General features: G+C 72.6%; 18 protein-coding genes and 1 tRNA gene. 2 read left to right on the top strand and 17 right to left on the bottom strand.

Features of this window, described 5'->3' with window-relative positions; genetic code table 11:
• Positions 1-21: 21 nt before the first annotated feature.
• From ACZ462_RS02600 to ACZ462_RS02535, 14 genes are all read right to left on the bottom strand, one after another.
• Entirely contained in the window at positions 22-1,251 is a 1,230-nt protein-coding gene (locus tag ACZ462_RS02600) for a serine hydroxymethyltransferase (protein WP_467802602.1), read from the bottom strand.
• A gap of 78 nt (positions 1,252-1,329) precedes the next feature.
• Positions 1,330-2,016, bottom strand: a complete 687-nt coding sequence (locus tag ACZ462_RS02595; RefSeq protein WP_390335492.1) for an arsenate reductase/protein-tyrosine-phosphatase family protein — start codon at positions 2,014-2,016, stop codon at positions 1,330-1,332.
• Positions 2,013-2,660 carry an L-threonylcarbamoyladenylate synthase gene (locus ACZ462_RS02590; protein WP_467802600.1) on the bottom strand — a complete coding sequence of 216 codons (648 nt, stop codon included), beginning with the start codon at positions 2,658-2,660 and terminating at the stop codon, positions 2,013-2,015. Before ACZ462_RS02590 ends, ACZ462_RS02595 begins: the two co-directional genes overlap by 4 nt.
• Before the next feature lie 46 nt (positions 2,661-2,706).
• The gene (gene prmC, locus ACZ462_RS02585) at positions 2,707-3,552 is read right to left on the bottom strand and encodes a peptide chain release factor N(5)-glutamine methyltransferase (RefSeq protein ID WP_467802598.1); all 846 of its coding nucleotides are present in this window, start codon (positions 3,550-3,552) and stop codon (positions 2,707-2,709) included.
• Between the two features lie 46 nt (positions 3,553-3,598).
• Entirely contained in the window at positions 3,599-4,684 is a 1,086-nt protein-coding gene (gene prfA / locus ACZ462_RS02580; RefSeq protein ID WP_467802597.1) for a peptide chain release factor 1, read from the bottom strand.
• Between the two features lie 110 nt (positions 4,685-4,794).
• Positions 4,795-5,013, bottom strand: coding sequence for a 50S ribosomal protein L31 (rpmE, locus tag ACZ462_RS02575; protein WP_030153765.1), 219 nt, complete (start codon positions 5,011-5,013; stop codon positions 4,795-4,797).
• 169 nt (positions 5,014-5,182) lie between these two features.
• Positions 5,183-6,283 carry an LCP family protein gene (locus ACZ462_RS02570; protein ID WP_467802596.1) on the bottom strand — a complete coding sequence of 367 codons (1,101 nt, stop codon included), beginning with the start codon at positions 6,281-6,283 and terminating at the stop codon, positions 5,183-5,185.
• A gap of 232 nt (positions 6,284-6,515) precedes the next feature.
• The gene (gene rho, locus ACZ462_RS02565) at positions 6,516-8,582 is read right to left on the bottom strand and encodes a transcription termination factor Rho (RefSeq protein WP_467802595.1); all 2,067 of its coding nucleotides are present in this window, start codon (positions 8,580-8,582) and stop codon (positions 6,516-6,518) included.
• A 423-nt stretch (positions 8,583-9,005) separates the two neighbouring features.
• Positions 9,006-9,932: a homoserine kinase gene (gene thrB / locus ACZ462_RS02560; RefSeq protein ID WP_189809180.1), complete on the bottom strand. Its 927-nt coding sequence runs from the start codon at positions 9,930-9,932 to the stop codon at positions 9,006-9,008.
• A 381-nt stretch (positions 9,933-10,313) separates the two neighbouring features.
• A complete protein-coding gene (gene thrC / locus ACZ462_RS02555; protein WP_467802594.1) occupies positions 10,314-11,384 on the bottom strand; it encodes a threonine synthase in 1,071 nt (356 codons plus the stop codon).
• A 6-nt stretch (positions 11,385-11,390) separates the two neighbouring features.
• Complete coding sequence (locus tag ACZ462_RS02550; protein ID WP_467802592.1) at positions 11,391-12,683, bottom strand: homoserine dehydrogenase; 1,293 nt, start codon at positions 12,681-12,683, stop codon at positions 11,391-11,393.
• A gap of 125 nt (positions 12,684-12,808) precedes the next feature.
• Entirely contained in the window at positions 12,809-14,200 is a 1,392-nt protein-coding gene (lysA, locus tag ACZ462_RS02545) for a diaminopimelate decarboxylase (RefSeq protein WP_467802591.1), read from the bottom strand.
• A 19-nt stretch (positions 14,201-14,219) separates the two neighbouring features.
• Complete coding sequence (gene nrtL / locus ACZ462_RS02540) at positions 14,220-15,182, bottom strand: ArgS-related anticodon-binding protein NrtL (RefSeq protein WP_467802590.1); 963 nt, start codon at positions 15,180-15,182, stop codon at positions 14,220-14,222.
• A gap of 81 nt (positions 15,183-15,263) precedes the next feature.
• Positions 15,264-15,683 (bottom strand): response regulator, encoded by a 420-nt coding sequence (locus ACZ462_RS02535; RefSeq protein ID WP_467802589.1) that lies wholly within the window; start codon positions 15,681-15,683, stop codon positions 15,264-15,266.
• Positions 15,684-15,836: 153 nt separating this feature from the next.
• Here ACZ462_RS02535 and ACZ462_RS02530 point away from each other — a divergent pair.
• Both ACZ462_RS02530 and ACZ462_RS02525 read left to right on the top strand, forming a co-directional pair.
• A tRNA-Arg gene (locus tag ACZ462_RS02530) sits at positions 15,837-15,908 on the top strand.
• 261 nt (positions 15,909-16,169) lie between these two features.
• Positions 16,170-18,896, top strand: a complete 2,727-nt coding sequence (locus ACZ462_RS02525) for a PKD domain-containing protein (protein WP_467802587.1) — start codon at positions 16,170-16,172, stop codon at positions 18,894-18,896.
• A 111-nt stretch (positions 18,897-19,007) separates the two neighbouring features.
• Here the strand turns inward: ACZ462_RS02525 and ACZ462_RS02520 are convergent, their stop codons facing one another.
• From ACZ462_RS02520 to ACZ462_RS02510, 3 genes are all read right to left on the bottom strand, one after another.
• A complete protein-coding gene (locus tag ACZ462_RS02520) occupies positions 19,008-21,140 on the bottom strand; it encodes a UvrD-helicase domain-containing protein (RefSeq protein ID WP_467802586.1) in 2,133 nt (710 codons plus the stop codon).
• 73 nt (positions 21,141-21,213) lie between these two features.
• A complete protein-coding gene (locus ACZ462_RS02515; RefSeq protein ID WP_467802585.1) occupies positions 21,214-23,376 on the bottom strand; it encodes an AIPR family protein in 2,163 nt (720 codons plus the stop codon).
• Between the two features lie 76 nt (positions 23,377-23,452).
• Positions 23,453-25,030: a serine/threonine-protein kinase gene (locus ACZ462_RS02510; RefSeq protein WP_467802584.1), complete on the bottom strand. Its 1,578-nt coding sequence runs from the start codon at positions 25,028-25,030 to the stop codon at positions 23,453-23,455.
• Positions 25,031-25,133 lie beyond the last annotated feature (103 nt).

Genomic DNA, 25,133 nt, shown 5'->3' with positions numbered 1-25,133 from the left:
GCCGGCCCCGCCCGGCCGCGGTCACCGGCCGTACGGCGGGAAGCCCCGCACGAGGTCGGCCACCTCCGCCCGCACCCCCGCCGCCTCCCACCGCAGCGCCCCGGCCAGCAGGTCGGCGATCCGCGCCATCTCCGGCTCGCCCATGCCCTGCGTGGTCACCGCGGCCGTGCCCAGCCGGAGCCCGCGCTGGTCCCCGTACGGCAGGGCGCAGGTGTCCAGCACGATGCCGGCGGCGGCGAGCCGGCTCCGGGCCGCGGGGCCGTCGGCGCCGAGCGCGGCCGGGTCGGCGGTGATCAGGTGCGTGTCGGTGCCGCCGGTCGTGACGGCGAACCCGCGGTCGGCCAGCGCCTCCGCGAGGATCCGCGCGTTGGCCGCCACCCGATGGGCGTACGTGGCGAACGCCGGGTGGGCCGCCTCCCCGAAGGCGACGGCCTTCGCCGCGATGGTGTGCATCTGGGCGCCGCCCTGCGTGAACGGGAACACCGCCCGGTCGATCCGCTCGGCGAACTCGGCGCCGCACAGGATCATGCCGCCGCGGGGGCCGCGCAGCACCTTGTGCGTCGTGGCGCAGACGATGTCGGCGTACGGGACGGGGCTCGGCGCGGCGCCGCCGGCCACCAGTCCGATCGGGTGCGCGGCGTCGGCGATGAAGTAGGCCCCCACCTCGTCGGCGATCTCCCGGAACACCGAGTACTCCGGGTGCCGCGGATAGGAGATGGAGCCGCACACGATCGCCTTGGGCCGATGGGTCCGCGCCAGCTGCTGCACCTGGTGGTAGTCGATCAGCCCGGTTTCGGCGTCGGTCCCGTAGCCGACGAAGTCGAACCAGCGGCCCGAGAAGTTGGCCGGCGAGCCGTGGGTGAGGTGCCCGCCGTAGGGCAGGCCCATCGCAAGGACGGTGTCCCCCGGCCGCAGCAGCGCCGCGTACGCGGCGAGCATCGCCGAGGATCCGGAGTGCGGCTGGACGTTGGCGTGCTCGGCGCCGAACAGCGCCCGCGCCCGCTCGGTGGCGGTCCGCTCGGCGAGGTCGGCGTACTCGCATCCGCCGTGGTACCGGTTGCCCGGGTAGCCCTCGGCGTACTTGTTGGCGAGGGCCGAGCCGAGGGCGGCGAGCACGGCGGGCGAGGTGAAGTTCTCGGCGGCGATCAGCTGCAGCGTCGTGGCCTGCCGCTGCGCCTCCCCGGCGAGCACGTCGGCCATCTGCGGATCCTGCTGCCTCAGCAGGTCCGTGGGCGGGGTGATGACGCTCATGGCGCGACTCCAGTGGGATACCCGGGTACCGCCACTGTAGGCCCGGCGGGCCCGTCGCGCCCTGCGGGGCGCGGGCGGTCAGCGGGGCGCGGCGACGCCCGTCAGCGCCGTCACGACCGGGTCCAGCGCCTGGTTGATCTCGTCGCCGATCGAGCGGAAGAAGGTGATCGGCGCACCGTACGGGTCGTGGACCTCGTCCGCGTCCGGGGAGGGGGCCAGCAGCCAGCCGCGCAGGGCCGCCGCGGCCCGTACGAGGGCCCGCGCGCGCTCGGCGACGCCGTCGTCGAGCGGGGGCAGGGTGGCCGGATCTATCGCCCGCACGAGGCGGGTGAACTCCTTCAGCGTGAAGGTCCGCAGGCCGGCCGAGTGGCCCATGGAGATGACCTGCGCCCGGTGGTCGCGGGTGGCGGTCAGGACGAGGTCGGCCCGGATGACGTGCTCGTCGAGGAGTTCGCGGCCGGTGAACCCGGTGGCGTCGGCGCCGAAGTCGGCGAGGACGGCGGCGGCGTTGGCCTCCATCGGGGCGCCCTCGTGGCCCCAGGTGCCCGCGCTCTCGACGATCAGGCCGCTGGCCGGAACCTGTCCCAGGCGGTGCGCCAGCGCATGCCGGTTCAGCCGCTCGGTGATGGGCGAGCGGCACACGTTGCCGGTGCTGACGTGGAGGATGCGGAAGGTGTCCGGGCCCGCCGGCTCCCCCGCCGCGGGCCGCCCGGCGGCGGCCGCGGGGACGCCGCCGCCGGCTATGCCACGCCCCTGAGGGCTCACGGGGCCACCTCGAGGTCGGGTACGACCTCCCGCAGCTGCCCGGCGGACAGCGCGCCCTCGCGCAGCAGGACGGGAACCTTCCCGGTGACGTCGACGATCGACGACGGCTGGATGCCGGGCGTCGGGCCGCCGTCCAGGTACACGGAGACGGAGTCGCCGAGCATCGCGCGGGCCGCGTCGCAGTCCTCGGGGGCCGGGTGCCCGCTCAGGTTCGCCGAGGACACCGCCATCGGGCCGACCTCGGTCAGCAGCTCGATGGCGACGGGGTGCAGCGGCATGCGCACGGCGACGGTGCCGCGGGTCTCCCCCAGGTCCCAGGCCAGCGACGGCTGGTGCTTGGCGACGAGCGTCAGCGCGCCCGGCCAGAAGGCGTCGACGAGCTCCCACGCCTGCTCGGAGAAGTCGGTGACGAGGCCGTGCAGGGTGTTCGGGGAGCCGATGAGGACCGGGGTGGGCATGCTGCGGCCGCGGCCCTTGGCGGTGAGGAGGTCGCCGACGGCCTCCGCGCTGAAGGCGTCGGCGCCGATGCCGTACAGCGTGTCCGTGGGCAGTACGACGAGCTCGCCGCGGCGCACGGCGGAGGCGGCTTCCCGCAGGCCCGTCCTGCGGTCCGTCGCGTCGTTGCAGTCGTATCGCCGGGCCATCAGCGGGCCTCCTCGTGCAGCGGAGTGGGGGCGGGTCGGGGGGCGCTCACGGCAGCGCCTTGCGGGCGGTGGCGAAGCGCGGGCGGTTGTTGAGGTCGGGGTGGTCGGCGGCGTCCGCCCAGCCCCTCTCCTCGGCGAAGATCCACGGGACCTGGCCGCCCTGGGTGTCGGCGTGCTCGACGACGACGATCCCGCCGGGCCGCAGCAGCCGGTGCGCGGTCCGCTCGATGCCGCGGATGGTGTCGAGGCCGTCCTCGCCGGAGAAGAGCGCCATCTCCGGGTCGTGGTCGCGGGCCTCGGGGGCGACGTACTCCCACTCGGTGAGCGGGATGTACGGCGGGTTGGAGATCACCAGGTCGACCTGCCCGTCGAGCTCCGGCAGGGCCTCCAGGGCGTCGCCCTGGTGGACGGTGACCCGGGAGCCCTCGGCGTTCTTGCGGGTCCAGCGCAGCGCGTCCTCGGACAGCTCCACCGCGTGCACGCGCGAGCGCGGCACCTCCTGGGCCATGGCGAGCGCGATCGCGCCGGAGCCGGTGCACAGGTCCACGATCAGCGGCTCGACGACGTCCATCGCCCGGACGGCCTGTATGGCCCAGTCGACCACCGACTCGGTCTCGGGCCGCGGCACGAACACCCCGGGCCCGACCTGGAGCTCCAGGTACCGGAAGAAGGCGCGCCCGGTGATGTGCTGGAGCGGCTCGCGGGCCTCGCGGCGGGCGACGGCCTCCCAGTACCGGGCGTCGAAGTCCGCGTCCTTGACGTGGTGCAGTTCCCCCCGTTTGACGCCGTGGACGAAGGCCGCGAGCTCCTCCGCGTCGAAGCGCGGTGAGGGCACGCCTGCGGCGGCCAGCCGCTGGGTGGCCTGGGCCACCTCGGCAAGCAGCAAGTTCACGCTGGTCCTCCGGGCTGCTGTCGTACGGGGGGTGACGGGGGACGGGTCAGTGGGAGTTCGCGGCCGCGAGCTTGGCGGCCGAGTCCGTGTCGACGCAGGCCTGGATGACCGGGTCGAGGTCGCCGTCGAGCACCTGGTCCAGGTTGTACGCCTTGAAACCGGTCCGGTGGTCCGAGATCCGGTTCTCCGGGAAGTTGTACGTCCGGATCTTCTCGGACCGGTCCACGGTGCGGACCTGGCTGCGGCGGGCGTCCGCGGCCTCCTGCTCGGCGGCCTCCTGGGCGGCCGCCAGCAGGCGGGACCGCAGGATGCGCATGGCCTGCTCCTTGTTCTGGAGCTGGCTCTTCTCGTTCTGGCAGGAGGCGACCACACCGGTCGGGACGTGCGTGATGCGCACCGCCGAGTCGGTGGTGTTGACGGACTGGCCGCCGGGGCCGGACGAGCGGTACACGTCGATGCGCAGGTCGTTCGGGTTGATCTCGACCTCGACCTCCTCGGCCTCCGGGGTGACGAGCACGCCGGCGGCGGAGGTGTGGATGCGGCCCTGCGACTCGGTGGCCGGGACGCGCTGGACGCGGTGGACGCCGCCCTCGTACTTCAGGCGGGCCCACACGCCCTGGCCGGGCTCGGTGGCGCCGTTGCCGCCCTTGGTGCGGACGGAGACCTGGACGTCCTTGTAGCCGCCGAGCTCGGACTCGGTGGAGTCGATGATCTCGGTCTTCCAGCCGACCCGCTCGGCGTAGCGCAGGTACATGCGCAGCAGGTCGCCGGCGAACAGGGCGGACTCGTCGCCGCCGGCGCCCGCCTTGATCTCCAGGAGGACGTCCTTGTCGTCGCTGGGGTCGCGCGGGACCAGCAGCAGGCGCAGCTTCTCGGTCAGCTCCTCGCGCTGCGCGCCCAGCTCCTTGACCTCGGCGGCGAAGTCGGGGTCGTCGGCCGCGAGCTCCTTCGCGGTCTCGATGTCCTCCCCGGCCTGCTTCCACGCCCGGTAGGTGGCGATGATCGGGGTCAGCTCCGCGTAGCGCTTGTTCAGCTTGCGCGCATTGGCCTGATCGGAGTGGACCGAAGGGTCGGCGAGCTTCTTCTCGAGGCCGGCGTGCTCGCCGACCAGTTCCTCGACCGCCTCGAACATCGGGGGCTCCTGGGGTGAAAGTACGAAAAATGGCTGCGGGACGACAAAGGCGCCGGCCCGGCCGCCCCCGTGTGGACGGGGTGCAGCCGGGGTCCGGCGCCGGGGGCTCGCTACTTCGAGCCGGCAGCCTTGCCGAAGCGGGCCTCGAAGCGGGCGACACGGCCACCGGTGTCGAGGATCTTCTGCTTGCCCGTGTAGAACGGGTGGCACTCGGAGCAGACCTCGGCACGGATGGTGCCCTCGGTCAGGGTGCTACGGGTGGTGAACGACGCGCCGCAGGTGCAGCTGACCTGGGTCTCGACGTACTCGGGGTGAACATCGCGCTTCAAGGTGTCTCCTAGATTCGGGAGGGCGCCGGGTCGCAGGGGCGGAATTGCGCACTGCGTGAACCGGGGCCGACAGACCAGTCTGCCAGGACCGGGCTGCCTGTCAAAATTCCGGGAACGCCCTCCTCAACGAGCGGGGCGGCCGGGGTATTCCGCACCCCCGCGGAGCGGTCTACCGGACGATCTCGGCGGCCTTGCCCTTGTCGCCGGAGGAGGCGGCGGTGGCCTCGGCGGGGATCGGCTGCTCGGCGAGCAGGGCGTCCCAGACCAACTTCGACTCCTTGGCGAGCGGGGCGACGCGGTTCGTGTCGTACGGGTCCGCGCCCACCGGCAGCGTGATCATCTGCATGTTCTGCGCGTCGATGCCCTGCAGGCTCTGGGCGAAGCCGAGGAGGGACTTCACGTCGCCGAGCGCCTTGTCGGTCGTCAGCGACTTGGTCCCGGTGTCGGCGAGGTCCATCAGCCGCTTGGGGTTGTCGAAGATCCCGATGCCCTTGACCTGCTTGATCAGGGCTTTGATGAAGGCCTGCTGGAGCTGTATCCGGCCCAGGTCGCTGCCGTCGCCGACGCTCTTGCGGGTGCGGACCAGGCCGAGGGCCTGCTCGCCGTCCAGGTGGTTGGTTCCGGCCGGGAGGTCGAGATGGCTGTCGGCGTCCTTGATGGGCTTGGTGGTGGTGACCTCGACGCCGCCGAGGGTGTCGATGATCCCCTTGAAGCCGGTGAAGTCGACCTCGATGTAGTGGTCCATGCGGATCCCGGACATCTTCTCGACGGTCTTGACGACGCAGGCGGCACCGCCGATCGAGAAGGCCTCGTTGAACTGCTCGCGCTGTCGGCCGCGGTCGGTCTTTCCGTTCGCCAGGGTGCAGGGCGGGCGGCTGACCATGGTGTCGCGCGGGATCGACACGACGCTGGCCTTCCTGTGGCCCTCGTACAGGTGGACGATCATCGCCGTGTCGGAGCGGGCGCCGCCGCCGTCGTCGCGGCCGTACGCGGAGTTCGCGCCGCCGCGGGAGTCCGAGCCGAGGACGAGGATGTCCATCGAGCCGTTGTCGATGTTCTGCGGGCGGTCGGAGCCCAGCGCCTGGTCGATGTCGACGGTGTGGAGGTTCCCGTTCAGCTTGAACCAGAACCAGCCCAGGCCCGCCCCGCCCAGCGCCACCACGCCGGCGGCGGTCCACGCGGCGACGGCCAGGCCCCTGCGGCGCCCGGCCGGCTTCCGCCGCCGCGACCCGGAGCGGCGCCTCCTCGGGCCGCTGCTCTCCTCGCTCATGCTCTCCCCAGTCCTGGGGCGCGGTCCCGCCGCCGCCCGGCCGCTGCGCGCCCCCTTGACACAGACGGAGCAGTGCCGCGCGGGGTTCCACCATCCGCCGGGCCGGGGTGCGCGAAAGCCGCGGATGTGGCGAAGGTCGCACGGAGCGGACGTGCCCTCCGCGGCCGGGAAACGCGGGACCGCCCCCGCCGCGGAGTGCGGTGGGGGCGGTCCCGGTGGCGCCGTGCGGCCGTCAGTCGTCGTTCTTGCCGGCCGGCGTCGTCTTGGCGATCTGCATCAGGAACTCGGCGTTCGACTTCGTCTGCTTCATCTTGTCGAGCAGCAGCTCGATGGCCTGCTGCGAGTCGAGCGCGTGCAGCACCCGGCGCAGCTTCCAGACGATGGAGAGCTCCTCGCTGTTGAGGAGGATCTCCTCCTTGCGGGTGCCCGACGGGTCGACGTCGACGGCGGGGAAGATCCGCTTGTCGGCGAGCTTCCGGTCGAGCTTGAGCTCCATGTTGCCGGTGCCCTTGAACTCCTCGAAGATCACCTCGTCCATGCGCGAGCCGGTGTCGACCAGCGCGGTGGCCAGGATGGTCAGCGAGCCGCCGTCCTCGATGTTGCGCGCGGCACCGAAGAAGCGCTTCGGCGGGTACAGCGCGGTCGAGTCGACACCACCGGACAGGATGCGGCCGGAGGCGGGCGCCGCGAGGTTGTACGCGCGGCCCAGACGGGTGATGGAGTCCAGCAGGACGACCACGTCGTGGCCCAGCTCGACGAGGCGCTTGGCGCGCTCGATGGCCAGCTCGGCGACGGTGGTGTGGTCCTCGGCCGGGCGGTCGAAGGTCGAGGAGATGACCTCGCCCTTGACCGACCGCTGCATGTCGGTGACCTCTTCCGGACGCTCGTCGACGAGGACGACCATCAGGTGGCACTCGGGGTTGTTCGTGGTGATCGCGTTGGCGATCGCCTGCATGATCATGGTCTTGCCGGTCTTCGGCGGGGCCACGATCAGGCCTCGCTGGCCCTTGCCGATCGGCGACACCAGGTCGATGATGCGCGTCGTCAGCACGCCCGGGTCGGTCTCCAGGCGGAGCCGGTCCTGCGGGTAGAGCGGGGTCAGCTTCTGGAACTCCGGTCGGCCGCGGCCGGATTCGGGCGCCATGCCGTTGACGGAGTCCAGGCGCACCAGCGCGTTGAACTTCTCGCGGCGCTCGCCGTCCTTCGGCTGGCGGACGGCGCCGGTGATGTGGTCGCCCTTGCGCAGGCCCGCCTTGCGGACCTGGGCGAGGGAGACGTACACGTCGTTCGGGCCGGGCAGGTAGCCCGAGGTCCGGATGAACGCGTAGTTGTCGAGGATGTCGAGGATGCCGGCGACGGGGATCAGGACGTCGTCGTCGGCGACCTGCGGCTCGCCCGGCGCGAAGTCGTCGCGGCCGCGGCGGCCCCGGCGGTCTCGGTAGCGGCCGCGGCGGCCGCGGCGGCCGCCCTCGTCGTCGAAGTCGTCCTGCGGGCCGTTGTCCTGCCGGCCCTGCTGGCCCTGCTGGCCCTGGCCGCGGCCGCCCTGCTGGCGGTCGCGGTCGCCGCGGCCGGCTCCCTGGCCGCCCTGGCCCTGGCCCTGGCCGCCCTGGCCCTGGTCGTCGCCCTTGGCGCCGCGCTCGCGGCGGTCGCGCTGCCGGTCGCCGCGCTCGCGGCGGTCGCGGCGGCCGCGGCCCTCGCCCTCCTGGGCGGGGGCGGACACCGCGGTGGCGGCCTCGGCCTTGGTCTCGGCCGGCGCGGCGGCCGTCTCGGTCTTCGCCTCGACGACGACGGTGGCGGCGGGAGCCGCGGCCTCCGGGCTGCCCGAGGGCGCCGTGGCACGGCGGCGGCGGCGCTCGCCCGCGGGGGCCTCGTCCGCCGCGCGCTCGGCCTCGCCCGTGCGGGCGCCGCCGGCCGGCTGGCCGGGGATCTCGATCTGCGCCGGGGCGGCAGGCTTCTCGGCCGGCGCCTCGGCGGGGGCCTCGCCCGTACGGGCCTTGCTGGTGGCACGCCGCTTCGGCTTGGCCTCGGCGGCGTCCGCGGCGGGAGCCGCGGCCTTGGCGGCACCGCCGCCGGCCTGCGCCTCCTTGATGACCTCGATCAGCTGGCTCTTGCGCATCCGCGCGGTGCCCCTGATCCCGAGGCCCGACGCGACCTGCTGGAGCTCGGCCAGGACCATGCCCTCGAGGCCGGTGCCGGAGCGGCGTCGCCGGCCGGCTGTGCTCGTCGCGGCGGCCGCGGCGGGGGCGCTGGTGTCGACGTTGGTGTCGGCAGCGCCCATCAGATCGGTGGTGTCGCTCACGAAGGGTCCTTCCCTGGAGCGGACGTCGGCCTGTCTGGCTCGGCGACCGGTTGTGCTGTCCGACAGCAGTCCTAGGTGTGGACCGTGCCGGGGCGGTGGTCCGCCGGTAGATGTACGGCGGAGAGAAACGTGCTTGGGTGGTTCCGGCGAGAGGCCCCCGAGCTGGACGCGTGGGAATTTCACGCCGATTCCGGAGCGTGCTCGAAACTGCTGGCGGCGATCAAAGCAGTCGGGGAGGCTCCCGGAAGAAAGGTGGTCCCGAATGGGGACACTGAGCGCCTTGCCATGACGGCTTCGGCTGCGCACTTGAGACTAACACTACCGGATCCAACAGATATTCCCCCTCTCAATCACCGGCAATCGCGCTTTCCGCGCGGGCGGCCTGCCCGGGCCGCCCGCCCCTGGCGGCTGCGCCAGGGCAGGTCAGCCGCCCTGGGCTGCCAGCGGGAGCACGCTCGCGCCCGCGGAGTCGAGGGCCAGCCGGTTGGCCGCCCACCCGTCGCCCGCGAGCTGCGCGACCTTGTCGGCCGCGTCGTTGTCGGCCAGCGCGAGGACCGTGGGGCCCGCGCCGGAGATGACCGCGGGGATTCCGTCCGCGCGCAGTCGGTTGACGAGTGCCACGCTCTCGGGCATCGCCGGGGACCGGTACTCCTGGTGGAGCCGGTCTTCGGTGGCCGGCAGCAGCAACTCGGGACGCCTGGTCAGGGCTTCGACGAGCAGGGCCGCACGACCGGCGTTGGCGGCGGCGTCCACGTGGGGGACGGTGCGCGGCAGCAGGCCGCGCGCGGTCTCCGTCAGGACGGGCTTGGAGGGGACGAAGACCACCGGAACGATGGAACGCGCGGGCTCCATGCGGATCGCCCGGGCGCTGCCGCCGTCGGTCCAGGCGAGGGTGAAGCCGCCGAGCAGGCAGGCGGCGACGTTGTCGGGGTGGCCCTCGATCTCGGTGGCCAGTTCCAGCAGGGCGGCGTCGTCGAGGCGGGCCTCGCCGCCTATCGTGACGGCGCGGGCCGCGACGATGCCGGCGCAGATGGCGGCGGAGGAGGAGCCGAGGCCGCGGCCGTGCGGAATGCGGTTGGCGCAGACCACTTCGAGGCCGCGCGGCTGTCCGCCCAGCAGGTCGAAGGCGGTGCGCATGGAGCGTACGAGCAGGTGGCTCTCGTCCCGCGGGAGGGTGTCGGCGCCCTCGCCGGCGATGTCGATGCCCAGGCCGGAGTCGGCCACCCGGACGACCACGTCGTCGTAGAGCCCCAGGGCCAGGCCGAGGCTGTCGAAGCCGGGGCCGAGGTTGGCACTGCTGGCGGGGACGCGCACCCGTACGGCGGCGGCGCGGAACGCTGGACCGGCCATCGTCCGATGACACTCCTTGTGACTGTGCGAGAACTTCGCTGTGAATGTACTGGAGAACGTACGACACCCGAAGGCCCTCTGGGCAGCACCGCGGTCATATGCGCGGTGGCGGATGTAGGTACAGCGTATCGAAGGAAGGTTCTCCCGCGACATAGGGCGCACGGGAGGCGCACGACGCGTGTCGCGCCCCGGGCCCGGAAGGCGGGGGGTTTTGGTGCCGTACGGCCCCGGTTGCCTGATTCGGCGGCCGGGGCCGGTGTCCCCGCGGCGGTCAGCGGAGCGCTGCCGCGGGGCGGGAATCCGGCAACTCGGGCCCGGGCGGGGCCGCTTTGCGGTCGTGCGCGGGGCCCCGGACCGGCCGGGCCGGTCCGGGGCGGCGCGTCAGGCCAGTCCGAGGCGGGCGGCCGCGGCCCCGGCGTCCACCGGGACGGTGACGGGCTGCGGAGCGCCGGCGACCGCCCAGTCGGGGTCCTTCAGGCCGTTGCCGGTGACGGTGCACACGATCTTCTGGCCGGGGTCGACCAGTCCCGCCTCGGCGGCCTTGAGCAGGCCCGCGACGGACGCGGCGGACGCCGGCTCGACGAAGACGCCCTCCTGCGAGGCCAACAGCCGGTAGGCGGCGAGGATGTGGCGGTCCGTCACCTCGTCGATGAAGCCGCCCGACTCGTCGCGCGCGGCCAGCGCGTACTCCCAGGAGGCCGGGTTGCCGATGCGGATGGCGGTGGCGATGGTGTGCGGTTCCTTGACGACCTCGCCGCGCACGATCGGCGCCGAGCCGGAGGCCTGGAAACCCCACACGCGGGGCGTACGGGAGGCCAGGCCGTCGGCCTTGTACTCCTTGAAGCCCTTCCAGTACGCCGTGATGTTGCCGGCGTTGCCGACGGGCAGCACGTGGATGTCGGGGGCGTCGCCGAGCGCGTCGACGATCTCGAACGCGGCCGTCTTCTGGCCCTCGATGCGCACCGGGTTGACGGAATTGACCAGCGCCACCGGGTAGTTGTCGGACAGCGCGCGGGCGAGGTCGAGGCAGTCGTCGAAGTTGCCGTCCACCTGGAGGATCTTGGCGCCGTGCACCAGCGCCTGGCCCATCTTGCCGAGGGCGATCTTGCCGCGGGGGACGAGCACGGCGGAGACCATGCCGGCGCGCACCGCGTAGGCGGCCGCCGAGGCGGAGGTGTTGCCGGTGGAGGCGCAGATGACCGCCTGCGCGCCCTCCTCCTTGGCCTTGGTGATGGCCATGGTCATGCCGCGGTCCTTGAACGACCCGGTCGGGTTCGCACCCTCGACCTTGAGGTGCACCTCGCAGCCGGTGCGCTCGGAGAGCACCTGCGCGGGCACGAGGGGAGTGCCGCCCTCGCGGAGCGTGACCACGGGCGTCGCGTCCGTCACCGGCAGGCGGTCCCGGTACTCCTCGATGATGCCGCGCCACTGGTGGGTGCGATTGCTGCTCATGGGTCCTTACTCCCCTTCAACACGCATGATGCTGGCGACACCGCGGACGGTGTCCAGCTGCCGCAGGGCCTCGACGGTCCCGGAGAGGGAGGCGTCGGGCGCGCGGTGGGTGACGACGACGAGGGAGGCCTCGCCGTCCTTGCCCTGCTGCCGGACCGTGTCGATCGACACGCCGTGCTCCGCGAACGTCGTCGCCACCTGGGCGAGGACACCCGGCTTGTCGGCCACATCGAGGCTGATGTGGTACCGGGTGACGACGTCGCCCATGGGGCTGACCGGCAGCTGGGTGTAGGCCGACTCGCCGGGCCCCGTTGCCTCGGCGAGCTTGTTCCGGCAGACGGCGACGAGGTCGCCGAGGACCGCCGAGGCGGTCGGCGCGCCGCCTGCGCCGGGCCCGTAGAACATCAGCCGCCCGGCGGCCTCCGCCTCGACGAAGACGGCGTTGTACGCCTCGCGGACGGAGGCGAGCGGGTGGCTGAGCGGGATCATCGCGGGGTGGACGCGCGCGGTGACGGACTCGCCGTCGGCGGCGCGCTCCAGGATCGCGAGGAGCTTGATGGTGCAGCCCATGCGCTTGGCGGACGCGAAGTCGGCGGCGCTGACCTCGGTCATGCCCTCGCGGTAGACGTCGTCGAGGTGGACGCGGGTGTGGAAGGCGATCCCGGCGAGGATGGCGGCCTTGGCGGCGGCGTCGTAGCCCTCGACGTCGGCGGTGGGGTCGGCTTCGGCGTAGCCGAGGGCGGTCGCCTCGTCGAGCGCCTCCTGGTAGCCGGCGCCGGTGGAGTCCATCTTGTCGAGGATGAAGTTCGTCGTGCCGTTGACGATGCCCATCACCCGGTTGATCTTGTCGCCGGCGAGGGACTCGCGCAGCGGGCGGATCAGCGGGATGGCGCCGGCGACGGCCGCCTCGTAGTAGAGGTCGAGCCCGGCCTGTCCGGCGGCCGCGTGCAGGGCGGCGCCGTCCTGCGCGAGGAGCGCCTTGTTCGCGGAGACGACGGAGATGCCGTGCTCGAACGCGGTGGTGATCAGGGTGCGGGCCGGCTCGATGCCGCCGATGACCTCGATGGCGACGTCGATGTCGCCCCGTTTGAGCAGGGCGGTGGCGTCGGTGGTGATCAGGCCGGGGTCGATGCCCTCGCGGACCTTGGAGGGGCGGCGGACGGCCACGCCCGCGAGCTCGACGGGCGCGCCGATCCTCGCCGTGAGATCGTCGGCGTGCGTCGTCATGATGCGCGCCACCTCTGAGCCGACCACACCACAGCCCAGCAGCGCCACCTTCAGCGGACGCGTACGCATCATTCGACCTACGCCTTTCGATCTTCCCTCGGAACCCGGCGCGCGGAATTGCGCGTCAAGTCTGGACCAGTCTCACGCAATGGACACAAGTTTCCACCTTCGGTCCATTACGTGAGACATCTATTTCATCATCCGACGTCGAGGCGCAGGAGATCTTCCTCCGTCTCGCGCCGGACGATCACCTTGGCCGCCCCGTCGCGCACGGCGACGACGGGCGGGCGGAGCGCGTGGTTGTAGTTGCTGGCCATCGAGCGGCAGTACGCGCCGGTCGCGGGCACGGCGACGAGGTCGCCGGGGGCCAGGTCGGCCGGCAGGTAGGCGTCCTTGACGACGATGTCGCCGCTCTCGCAGTGCTTGCCGACGACGCGGACGAGGACCGGCTCGGCGTCGGAGGTGCGCGAGACCAGCGCGATCGAGTATTCGGCGTCGTAGAGCGCGGTGCGGATGTTGTCGGACATGCCGCCGTCCACCGACACGTACGTGCGCAGCCCGGGCAGCGGCTTGACGGTGCCGACCTCGTAGAGGGTGAACGCGGTGGGGCCGACGATGGCGCGGCCCGGCTCGACGGAGATGCGCGGCGCGCGCAGCCCGGCGGCCTCGCACTCGCGGGCGACGATCTCGTGGAGCGCCTTGGCGATCTCGTGGGGCTCGCGCGGGTCGTCAGCGGAGGTGTAGGCGATGCCGAGGCCGCCGCCGAGGTCGATCTCGGGGAGCTCGACGCCGTGCTCGTCGCGGACGGCGGCCAGCAGCTGCACGACGCGGCGCGCGGAGACCTCGAAGCCGGCCATGTCGAAGATCTGCGAGCCGATGTGGGAGTGGACGCCGAGGAGCTCCAGGCTGTCGTGGCCGAGGGCGCGGCGTACCGCCTCGGCGGCGGACCCGTCGGCGACGGCGATGCCGAACTTCTGGTCCTCGTGCGCGGTGGCGATGAACTCGTGGGTGTGCGCCTCGACGCCGACGGTGACGCGGATCTGCACGGGCTGGCGTACGCCGTGCTCGCGGGCGATGTGGGCGACGCGGGCGATCTCCTGGAAGGAGTCGAGGACGATGCGGCCGACGCCGGCCTCGACGGCGCGGGTGATCTCGGCGGCGGACTTGTTGTTGCCGTGGAAGGCGATGCGCGCGGCGGGCATGCCGGCGGCGAGGGCGGTGGCGAGTTCGCCGCCGGAGCACACGTCGAGGTTGAGCCCCTCCTCCTTCAGCCAGCGGACGACGGCCTTGGAGAGGAAGGCCTTTCCGGCGTAGAAGACGTCCGCGCCGGGGCCGAAGGCGTGGGCCCAGGCCCGGCAGCGGGCCCGGAAGTCCTCCTCGTCGAGGAAGTAGGCGGGCGTCCCGAACTCCTCGGCGAGGCGGGTGACGGCGATGCCGCCGACGGAGACGGTGCCGTCGTCGCCGCGCCGGACGGTCCGGGACCAGACCTTCTCGTCGAGGGCGTTGAGGTCGGCGGGCGGCGGGGAGTAGTGGCCCTCGGGCAGGACGTCGGCGTGGCGGGGCCCGGCGGGGTGCGCGGAACGGCTCATCGGTGTCTCTCTTCGCGGATCACAGGCAGTCGGGGGCGTCGATGCCGAGCAGGGCCAGGCCGCCGGCCAGCACCGCCCCGGCGGCTTCGGCGAGGGCCAGCCGGGAGCGGTGGGCGGCCGAGGGTTTCTCGTCGCCGAGGGGCAGTACGCCGTAGTGGAAGCCGAGCAGGGCGTCGGCGAGCTCGACGAGGTGCCGGGCGAGCCTCTCGGGTGCCCGGTGGTGCGCGGCGGCTTCGAGGGCGAGGGGGTGGTCGCGCAGGACGCGCAGCAGCGCGTCGGCACCGTCGTCCACCGGCCCGGCCTCGGGCGCGAACCCGAGCAGGGCGGCATTGCGCACCAGCGCACGGGCCCGGTCGTGGCCGTACCGGACGCGGAAGAACTCGCTGGACTCGTCCTGCCGCAGCAGCCACGGCCCGAAGGCCGGCGTCTCGTGCGCGGGCACCCTCAGCACGGCCCACAGCGCGGCGTCCGGCCCGTACGCGGCGACGACGTCGCCGTCCTTCCGCGCGACGGGCGCGACGTCGAGCCCGTCGTCGGCGTACCCGTCCCCCTGGGCGAGCGCGATCCGCCGCACGGCCGCCCGCACGGCCGACCTGCGCAGCTCGCCGGCGGGCAGCGGAACACGGTCGGCCGCGTCGGCATACCGCCGGCCCCGTACGAGCATGTCGGCGACGAGCCCGGCGACCGCCGACTCGCCCAGGACGAAATTCAGGAACCCCGCACCGGTGACCTCGACGCGCTCGATGCCCGGCTCAAGCCCGAGCCGCGCCGCCAGCACCAGGGCCACGTCACGGGGCGAGGCTCCGACGGCGGCCTTGGCGACCTGGAAGGCGACGGGGGTGGCGTACTCCCCCACCCCGCCGGGCCGGGTCCGCTCGACGACGACCCGCTCGGGCACGGCGGCCCCCTCGGGCAGCTCCCCGTCCGCGACGGCGCAGCGCACGGCGCGCACGACGGTGCGGGTGAGGTCGGCGGGGGTCACGGGAACCAGCCTAGGCCAGAATTCCCGCCCCACCGCGACCGGTTCCGCGATGTGAAATGCCCGGGCTGTGAGCCCCTGGGATCAGCCCCGCCGCCCGGCCCCGGCTCCCCTGCGCTCCCGGCGGCCGCGCCGCTCGACGAGGCGGCGCACCACCTGGACCAGCTCGGCGGGCTCGAAGGGCTTCGCGATGAAGGCGTCGACCCCGGCCTCGATGCCGGACTCCACCTCGTACTGGGTGCAGGCGCTGACGATGGCGACCGGCAGGTCCCGGGTCCGCGGGTCGGCCTTGAGCCGCGCGGCGGCCCCGAACCCGTCCAGCCGCGGCATGACCACATCAAGGGTGATCACATCGGGCTCCACCTCGTGCACGACGTCCAGACACTCGGCACCATCGCCCGCGGTCACGACCTCGAAGCCCTCCAGCTCGAGATTGACCTTGATCAGCTGCCGGATGACCTTGTTGTCGTCGACGACAAGGACCCGGCCCGAGGCGCCTGGCACAACTCGAGAGTAGGTCGGCCGGGACCCCCGCGTCCGGGTTTTCGCCACTTCCACCCCGTCCGGGCGACCCGCCCCCGCGTCCCCCGGAAACGGTTTCTGATCACCCCGCGGAAGCTGGTAGTGTTCAACCCGTCGCCGCACAGCGAACGACACGCCCCCGTAGCTCAGGGGATAGAGCAACGGCCTCCGGAGCCGTGTGCGCAGGTTCGAATCCTGCCGGGGGCACTTCGCAAGAAGTGCCTGACAGACCCCGCCACCAGCGAGAACGCTGAGGACGGGGTCTTCGCGTATGCGCAGCGGCCCGGGTCGGGCGGGTTGAATGCGTGTGACAGCAACTCGATCACACGAGATGATGTTCGCGTCTGTTCGAGTCCGCGTGCGCCCGACTGACGCTGGGGGAACAGGACGTCCGAGACGCCTGCCAGTCGTGCGGCGCCGCGGCCGGCGTGACCCCACGTCACTTCTGGCAAGAAGGAAACCCTTCTGGTGCGTCCCACTCGTGCGACGGTCCTGTTGACCGCAGGCCTCGTCACCTTTCTCGGTGTTCCGTCCGCCGCGGCAGCCGAGGCCCCGCCCACCCTCTACGTGAACAACCACACCGACTCCTCCTGCGATGACGGCGGCCCCGGCTCGCAGGCCGTGCCCTTCTGCACGATCTCGGCGGCGGCCAAGGCCGTGGCGCCGGGGCAGACCGTACGGATCAAAACGGGCAAGATCTACGACGAGGCCGTCACCATCGACCGCTCCGGTGCCCCGGGCAAGCCGATCAGCTTCGTGCCCGACGGACAGGAAGGCAGCCTGGCCAGCCTGGGCACCCATCCGCTCACCATCAGGGGCGCCTCGCACGTGGTGGTCCGCGGGCTGAACGTCACCGGGGGAATAGGGATCAACCGATCCGCCGACATCGAGCTGGACCGGATCAGAGCGTTCGCCACTCATGCCCCGAAGGGCCTGGTGATCGGCGACGCGAGCACGGATGTGCGCGTCATCCGGGGGCTGATTTACCACGCCCGGATCGAGGGCGGCGCCCAGCGCACCGTACTCGGGCGCAACCAGATCCACGGCGACAGGGACGATCCGCTCTCGATGACGGACGCTCCCGCCACCGTCGTCACGAACAACACGGTCTACCACGGCTGCGGTACGGCCGTCTCACTCAGCGGCAGCTCGTCCGCCTCCGCCGTGTTCAACAACCTGATCAACGCCACAAGCCGCAGCAGTGCGTGCGATCCCGCACGCGGACGCACCGCCCTCGCGGTGTCGCAGAGCGCGGCGGCCGGCACCAGGGCCGACTACAACCTGATCGCCGGCCCCTTCACGACGGTCTACGCGTGGGGCGGGACCGCCCACCAGGACCAGGCGGCGTTCCACGCCGCGACGGGCCAGGGCGGGCACGACATCGTGCACCCGAGGACAGAGGACGCCTACACGAAGGCCGTGGACTCCGCCGACGCGACCGCGCCCGGCGTGCTGCCCACCGACATCAGCGGGTATCCGGTCGTGGACGACCCGCGCGTGCCCAACACCGGCAAGGACGGCGGGTACCTCGACCGGGGCGCGCGCGAGAGCCAGAACTCGCTGGAGAGCGTCCGGCTGGAGCTCGACCAGCCCTGGGCGCCGGCTGGCACCGCCGTGAAGGCGACGGCCACCGCGGTCAGCGCGTGGCCCGGCCCGCTCACCTACCACTTCGACTTCGGTGACGGCTCGGCCCCGGTCGTCACCGGCGAGCGCACCGCCACGCACGTCTACAGCTCGCCCTGCGAGTGCACGGCCAAGGTGACCGTGTACAACGAGGCCAAGATGAAGACGGCCGCCACCTCCAAGGCCAAGGTGACCGCCCCCGGTCCGCTGACGGCCGGCTTCACCGCCGAGCCGTTCCTGCCGACCGCCGAGAACCCGCGGGCGTACGTCGCCCCGCTGACGGTGGAGGTCGACCCGCGGAGCGCCGTCGCACCGTGGCCGGTCCAGCAGGTGGACGTCGACTTCGGTGACGGCGCCCACGAGCGGGTGTCCGCGCTGGAGCCCGTCCGGCACGCCTACGCGCAGCCCGGCGACTACAAGGTGACCGTGACCCTGAAGGACGCGAAGGGCGCCACCTCCACGGTGAGCCGGACCGTGCAGGCCGCGTACGCGGCGTCGGGCTACGTGCCCGTGCACCCGTCCCGTGTCCTTGACACCCGTCTCTCCAACAGCCCGGTGCAGGCCGGCACCGCCGCCCAGGTGGCCGTACCGGTCGTCTACTACAGCTCGGGCCCCCATCACACGGGCGGGGCGACCGCGGCCGTCCTGAACGTGACGGTGACCGGTGCCACCCAGGACACCCACCTGAGTGTCTGGCCCTCGGGCCAGCAGCGCCCGGCGACCTCGAACGTGAACGTCCGCGCGGGCGGCACCTCGTCCAACACGGTCACCGTGCCCATCGGCTCCGACGGCAGGATCCTCGCCCAGCTCAACTCCGGCCAGGGGCACGTCGTCGTCGACTTCGTCGGCTACTACCAGCCCAACACCGGGCAGAGGTTCCACCCGCTCACCCCGACCCGTCTCGCCGACACCCGCACCGCGGGCGGCGCGCTCGGCGCCGGCCGGACCCGGGCCGTCAAGGTGGCGGGCGTGGGGAGCATCCCGGGGGACGCCCAGGCCGTCGCGCTCAACCTGACCGGCACCGGCGCCACGACCGACACGCACGTGATCGCCTACGCGGAGGCGGACAAGCGCCCCAGCACGTCGAACCTCAACCCGGAGCCGGGCAAGGACAAGTCCAACCAGGCCATCGTCCCGGTCGGCCCGGACGGCACCATCACCCTCTACAACAACGCCGGCTCCACCGACCTCGTCCTCGACGTGGTCGGCTACTACCGCGAGGGAGGCGGCGGGGCGCTCTTCACGCCGGTCGTTCCCAAGCGGCTCGCCGACACCCGCACCACGGGCAAGCTCGCGCCCGGCGCGACCACCACCGTCGCCGGCCTGCCGGCGAACGCCGTCGGCGCGGCCCTGAACGTGACCGCCACCGACACCACCAGCGCAGGGTTCCTCACCGTCCACGGGGACGGGACGGCCCGCACGGACGCCAGCAGCCTCAACACCCGACCCGGCGAGACCGTCCCCAACCATGTCACCACCCCCGTCGGGGACGGCAAGGTCAGCATCTGGAACAGCTGGGGCGGCAGCAACCACGTGATCACCGACGTGTTCGGCTACTTCACCCAGAGCTAGCGGCTGTGTTCCGGGGCAGCGCATGACGGTGCCCCGGCGAGGTGCTCAGGGACCCCGCCACCGGCAGAGACGCCGGTGGCGGGGTCTTCGCGTACGTGCGCCGGCCGCCGCTCACACGCCGGTCGCGGCGAGGAACGGGCTGGGGGCACCCGCCCAGGACACGTAGAGGCCGTCGCGGGCGCGGGTGCAGGCGACGAACAGCAGGCAGCGTTCCGCCAGCAGGTCGGCTTCGTGCTGGAGCCGGTCGACGTCCGCGGGCGTCACCGCCTTGGGGAACGGCACGGCGCCTTCGCGGACGCCGACGACCGCGACGTACCGGTACTCCAGCCCTTTGAAGGAGTGCATGGTGCCGACGTTCACGGCGTCGGCGACCGCCGGCCGGTCCGCGCGCAGACGCCGGGCGGGGATGCCGGCCGCGGCCAGGCGCTCCGCCAGCTGGTCGCAGGTCCGGTTGAAGCGGGCGCTCACGCCGATGTCTCCGGGGGCGGCGCCGTCCTCCAGCCACCCGCGGACGCGTGCGACGAGCGCTGCCAGCTCCGCCTCCGGAGAGTGGGCCGCACGGGTCTCGGGGCCGCTGCCGCGCAGGGCGGAGCGGTAGCCGAGCAGGGTTTCGTTCCGGGTGTCGTCTTCGAGCTCCGCGATGGGGCGCCCGACGAGGAGTGCGGTGGACCAGCTGAGGATCTCGTGGGTGGAGCGGTAGTTCTTGCGCATCTTCGTCGACCGCCCGGTGACGTTGATCCCGACGGCCTTCAGGGAGACCTTGCTGTCGTAGATCCGCTGGTGCGGGTCGCCGGCGATGAACAGGTCGTCCGGGCGCCTCGGTGCGGCGGCGCGCAGGAGGCGCCATTGGGCGGGGTGGAGGTCCTGGGCCTCGTCGACGACGACGTGCCGGTAGCGGGGCCCGGTCCGCTCCAGCACGTCGGCGGCCTCCGCGCAGGTGCCGAGGTAGGTGCGGAGCCCGTCGGAGGCCAGCCGGGTGGTGAACTCCTCGACGGCGCCCCATACCGGCGGCCGGGCTGCCGCGGGCAGCGCGCTGCCGCGTCCTCTGCGCTCGGCGGTCTCGTACTGCTCGTACGTGCGCAGGTTCTGCGCGAGGACGACGTGCTTGTACTCCTGGGCGAGGAACTGCGGGCTCCCGGTGAAGCCCGCGGCCCGGGCGGCCTGCTGCCAGCGGGCCGGCTCCTCGTCGGCGCGCAGGGGCCGGCGCGCCGTGGACAGCACCCGTCCGGCGAACGCGTCGACGGTCATGATGTCCACCCGCTCCCGGAGCGCCTGGTCGTCGACGAGTTCGGCGAGGCCCGCGCGCAGGGCGGCCACCAGTGCGTTGGTGTAGGTGGTGAGCAGGATGCGGTCGCCGTCGCGGAGGTGGCGGAGGAGGTGGCGTACGCGGTGCAGGGCGACGACCGTCTTGCCGGTGCCGGGGCCTCCGGTGACCTGGGCGGGGCCGGAGTAGGAAGGCCGGTAGGCCACCTTGTGCTGGGACGGGTGCAGGAAGACCCGCCAGGCGGCGAACGGCTTGTCGAGGATGTCGCGGAGCTCGTCCGATCCGGTGACGAGCGCGATGCGCGTGCGGGTGTGCCGGATGGCGGTCTCGTAGTCCCCGGGGTTCACGGGTTCCGCGCTGTCGGCGGCGGCCAGGTTGACGGCGACCACGTCGCGCCAGACGTCCTCCGCGGTGAAACCGGCGGCCAGGTACTCGAGGACCTCCCGCTGGTCCTGGGGGAAGAACGGCGCGAAGGCCTCCAGCTGCTCGGTGGTGGTCAGGGCGCGGGCCTGCCGCAGGGTCGTCCCGTCGATGCCGAGTGCGGCGAGGTCTCCGTCGGAGAACCGGGCGAAGAGCCGCCGGTCGGGGGCGGGGGCGATCCGCTCGTAGGCGGGGGTGAGCTCCTCCAGGACGGCGATGTCGCGGATCTCGACGGCCCGGGTGACCGTGTTGATGCTCGCCTTCTGCTTGACGGCCCAGGCGTTGGCCTCGTCGTGCGGCAGCACCCGCAGCAGGACGTACGTGTCCCCGCTGTCGGGTGCCAGTACGACGCCTCGGGTGCCGCGGTCGATGCGGATCGTCCGGATGTGCGGGTCGCGGGCGCCTTTGAGCGATTCGAGCTTCAGGCCGGGGTCCTTGAACAGCTGGTCGAGCGTCAGCCGTTCGAACTTCTCCCAGGCGTCGAAGACCCCTTTGCGAACGGTGCCCTGGAGTTTGGGCAGCTGGGCGCAGAAGGCGATGTCGAAGGCGAGGCGGGGCATGGGTGGTGGATCTCCTCATCGGGTGCGGGAGAGCGGTCGACGGGCGTCCTGGCCGCCGCCTCTCCGGCTGTCGTCAGTCGCCTTCGCCGCTCGGCGCGGGTTCTTCGAGACCGCCGAGGACGCGCCAGGCCAGGTCTGCGAGGGTCTCGCCGGTGGAGGTGAGCCATCGGGCGGTGCCCTGGTTCGCGACGGGGCGCTGGTCCCACTTGGCCAGCTTCCACATGTGGGTGATGAGTCCGGACGGCGAGTACTGCTTGCCGTCGGCCGCCCACAGCACCGGCCGGGACCGGTGCTTGACCCAGGTGGCACGGGAGCGCCGCTCGTCCTCGGCCAGCCAGTCCGCGAGGGCCTCGGCCTCCAGGGGGTAGGCGGTGGTCAGGGTGAGGGGGGCGCCTTCCTCCAGCGCGCCCTGGTCGATGAGGACGTGTACGGCGTTCGGCCGGCGGGGTTTGCGCTGTGCGGGAACGCGGCGGTACTTGTCCCGGTCGGCCGGGTCCGGTGCCGCCGCGCCGCCGAGGACCCGGTCGGCGATCTCGCGGCAGCGGACGACGTCCGCGCACACGGCACGGATCTGCGAACGGTCGCCGTACAGTTCGTCGATCGTCGCGGCGACCGTCGGGAGGAGTTCCCTGATCAGGTCGGGGACCCGGGCCACGGCGGCGGTGGACCATTCGAGCCTGGGGTCCGGCTCGTCGATCGCCTCGGTGTCCAGGCTCCGGAACACCAGGTGGGTGAGCAGGTAGGGGCCGTGTTCGATGAGGGCGGCGCCGCGGCCTTCGTAGCGCGAGCGCAGGGTGTGGAGGGCTCGCCGGACGGCGCGCAGGATCTGCACCGCGTTCCACAGGAGGTACACCCCGGGTTGGGGCCGGAAGAGCACGTCGTAGATGCCCTGGCTGCCGCGTTCCCAGAGCACGTCCAGCGTGGTGGCCATCCGGGCGGCGTACTGGCTGTCGGGGTGGGCGCAGGCGAGGGCGCAGGCGGCCTCGACGACCGAGCACCCGGTGTCCTCGGGCGGGTCCAGTTCACCCCGGCGGACGCTGTAGTCGAGCCCGAGTTCGGCGCGCATCTCCTCCAGGATGGCGGCCTGTACCGGGTCGAGCGCGATGAAGTCGCGGGGCTCCACCCGGTTCTGCCTGTTGGTCGCCTGGGTGGTGCGCTTGGCGAAGTCGACCGACTTGCCGGTGACGATGATCCGCACGGGCACCTGGGCGGAGGCTGCGCCTTCGTCGGCGGCGACGGCGTCGGCCACGGACCTGACGGTCTGGGCGCCGTTCACGACGCTGGCGTTGTGCAGCTTGAGCGTGAGCGGGTAGGTGTGGGGCGTACGCATCGACTGGTACGTCTTCTCGACCGACTCGCACAGCACGGTGATGCCGTTGTTGAAGTAGAGGAAGTGCGCGGGTTCCCCGGTGAGCGTCTCGATCAGTTCGTTGTTGATCGATGTCCTGCCCAGCGGGTTGCGGATGTTGAGGTTGAAGAGGTGGGAGCCGTGCTGGGCCCACTCCGCGACGATCTCCGCTGCGACGACGCCCTGGTACGACTCGTAGGGCGCGTTGACCCCGAACCAGGGGAAGAGGACGGTGTCGAGCTCCACGGGCTTGGGAGCCAGGTCCTTCCGGACGGAGGCCCACACGTCGGGAGCGAGGATGATCTCGTGGTCGAGGAGTTCGCCGAACCGGTTGAACTCCTTCTCCCCGTTGATCAGCGCCTGCCGGAATCCTTCGATCACCTCGTCGGTGCGCATGAGGACGACGACCTGGGTGACGGGGACGGGCCCGCGCGACATGACCGCCTTGGCCTGTTCGGCGAGCCGGCGGCCGCGCGGGTTGAACGGGGCGAAGTCCTCGTCGTCGATGAGTCTGAGCCCTGCCAGCAGTTCGAGGACGGCCTCGCGTTCGCTCTTGGCCTTGCCGTACTGGCTCCACTTCGCCTGGACGAGGTAGACGTGCGGGTCGGGGCCGTCCACCACCGCGATCGCGTCGATGCCCTGGTCCGCGATTCCGTCTATGACGGTGTCCGCCGCCTCCTGCGGGCTGAAGCCGGTGACCATCCGCACGGCCTGGGCTGTCAGTGCCCGCGACAGCAGGCGGGGCTCGCGCTCCTGGGGTGACTTGTCTTCCAGGTCGCTGATGTGCAGGAGGCCGCCGTCCACGTACACGGTGCGGAGTGCCTGCTCCACCTGCCGCACCTGGAGGGCCACGCTGTCGCTGCCGTCTCCGGCCTTCTTCCCGCTCATGATCTCTCTTTCTCCGGTGACCGGGCCCGGTCCTGCGACGCGGCCTCGTGCGTGACTGGCGTGGCGGCGGCGCGGCTCAGGGCGCTTGGCCGTCGAGGTCCAGCCGTACGAGGGCGAGCGCCTCGGCGATCTCCTCGGTCAGTTCGTCCGCGGGCCCGTAGACGACGTTCAGGTCGCCGTGCAGCGGTTCGAGGACGGCCAGGGCGTCGGCTGCGCGGCCCTGGGCGAGCAGCAGCATGCCGATGTCCCGGCGCAGTTCGATGGCTTCCTCGCTGACGTCGCCGTCGACGGCGCGGACCACGGCCAGCACCGCTTCGAGTGCCGTGAGGGCCTCCGTCACCTGGCCGAGTTCGGCGCGGCAGCGGGCGGCCTGGGCGCGGCAGGCGCGGGCCCGTTCGCTGGTGGGTCCCGCGATGCGCCCGTACGCGTCGGCGAGCGCGGTGAACTCGGGGAGGGCGGCCCGGTAGTCCCCGCCGAGCAGCCGGATCGCCGCCCGCTGGGTGCGCAGGGCGAGCACCTGCCGGTTCTCGGTGCCGAGGGCGCGGGCGGCCGGTTCGATGACCTCGCTCAGCACCTCCGCGGCCTGGGCGAACCGCTCCTCTTCCAGGAGGGCGTCGGAGTGCGCGTACGCCTCCTTGATGTACGCCCTTAGCTCGTCCGGTACGGGTACGGGCGCGGGGGCGTGGCCGCCCGAGGGCGTCGGGGCGGCGGCCGCCCGGGGCCGGGAGCGGGGCGCGTACGGGTGGCGGAACAGACCGGTGGGGTCGGGTGCCCCGGCCGGTCCCTGCTCGCCGGGCGCGGCCTCCTGGCCGGCCTGCGGGAGGAAGGGCCGCAGCCGCTCGTACACCTCCTGGACGTCGGCGGGCCGCGTCTCCGGCGTCTTGCGGAGCAGGTGCAGGACGAGCTCCTCCAGCGCGGCCGGGACGTCGGGGCGCAGCTGCCGGAGCGGGGTGGGGTCGGTGCTGACGTGGTGGTACATGAGCGCGATCTCACTGTCCGCCTGGAACACCGGGCGCCCGGCCAGCAGTTCGTGCAGGACGCATCCGAGCGCGTAGAGGTCCGTCCGCGGGGTGACCCGCCCGCCGCGGACCTGCTCGGGCGCCATGTACTGGGAGGTCCCGATCGGGCTCCCGGTCGCGGTCAGCTTGGTGGCGTCGGTGCGCAGGATGGCCGCGATGCCGAAGTCCAGGACCTTCACGGTCCCGTCGCGGGCGACGAGGACGTTGCCCGGCTTGAGGTCGCGGTGGATCACGGGGATGTCGTGCGCGTGGGACAGGACGGTCGCCACCTGCGCGGCCACGGCCGCGGCCCAGCTCACCGGCAGCGGCCGGGCCGGGTCCACGTAGGCGGACAGCGGGACGCCCTCGACGAGCTCCATGACCAGGAACAGGTGGTCGTGGGTGTCGTCGAGGACGGCGTCGTAAACCTGCGGCACACCGGGGTGCTGGATGCGGGCCGTGATGCGGGCCTCGCGCCGGAACCGCTTGGCCAGCTCGTCCGCCATCTGCGGTGAGGTGACGGCCTGCGATCGGATGCGCTTCACGGCGACGGGCCGGTCGAGTACGGAGTCGTAGGCGCGCCAGACGTCGCCCATGCCGCCGTGGCTGATTTCCTCCAGCAGCTCGTAGCGTCCGGCGATCGTCTGCTGCGGCACCGTGCCCCCGCCCGTCGTGTTTCTGTCGCCGACGTGCGTACCCCAGGTGGTGTCGGCCGGCCCGACATGTCGGGACCAGTGTGGTGGGGGTGGTGATCTTTCG

Source organism: Streptomyces sp. NPDC031121 (genome assembly GCF_055570615.1).
This window is presented reverse-complemented; position numbering and strand designations above follow the sequence as displayed.

Excerpts from the sequence above, each read along its gene's own strand:
- thrC (WP_467802594.1), bottom strand. The coding sequence starts at position 11,384 with ATGAGCAGCAATCGCACCCACCAGTGGCGCGGCATCATCGAGGAGTAC.
- thrB (WP_189809180.1), bottom strand. The coding sequence starts at position 9,932 with ATGGCCGGTCCAGCGTTCCGCGCCGCCGCCGTACGGGTGCGCGTCCCC.
- ACZ462_RS02570 (WP_467802596.1), bottom strand. The coding sequence starts at position 6,283 with ATGAGCGAGGAGAGCAGCGGCCCGAGGAGGCGCCGCTCCGGGTCGCGG.
- prfA (WP_467802597.1), bottom strand. The coding sequence starts at position 4,684 with ATGTTCGAGGCGGTCGAGGAACTGGTCGGCGAGCACGCCGGCCTCGAG.
- lysA (WP_467802591.1), bottom strand. The coding sequence starts at position 14,200 with ATGAGCCGTTCCGCGCACCCCGCCGGGCCCCGCCACGCCGACGTCCTG.
- ACZ462_RS02600 (WP_467802602.1), bottom strand. The coding sequence starts at position 1,251 with ATGAGCGTCATCACCCCGCCCACGGACCTGCTGAGGCAGCAGGATCCG.
- ACZ462_RS02520 (WP_467802586.1), bottom strand. The coding sequence starts at position 21,140 with ATGCCCCGCCTCGCCTTCGACATCGCCTTCTGCGCCCAGCTGCCCAAA.
- ACZ462_RS02550 (WP_467802592.1), bottom strand. The coding sequence starts at position 12,683 with ATGATGCGTACGCGTCCGCTGAAGGTGGCGCTGCTGGGCTGTGGTGTG.
- ACZ462_RS02590 (WP_467802600.1), bottom strand. The coding sequence starts at position 2,660 with ATGGCCCGGCGATACGACTGCAACGACGCGACGGACCGCAGGACGGGC.
- ACZ462_RS02515 (WP_467802585.1), bottom strand. The coding sequence starts at position 23,376 with ATGAGCGGGAAGAAGGCCGGAGACGGCAGCGACAGCGTGGCCCTCCAG.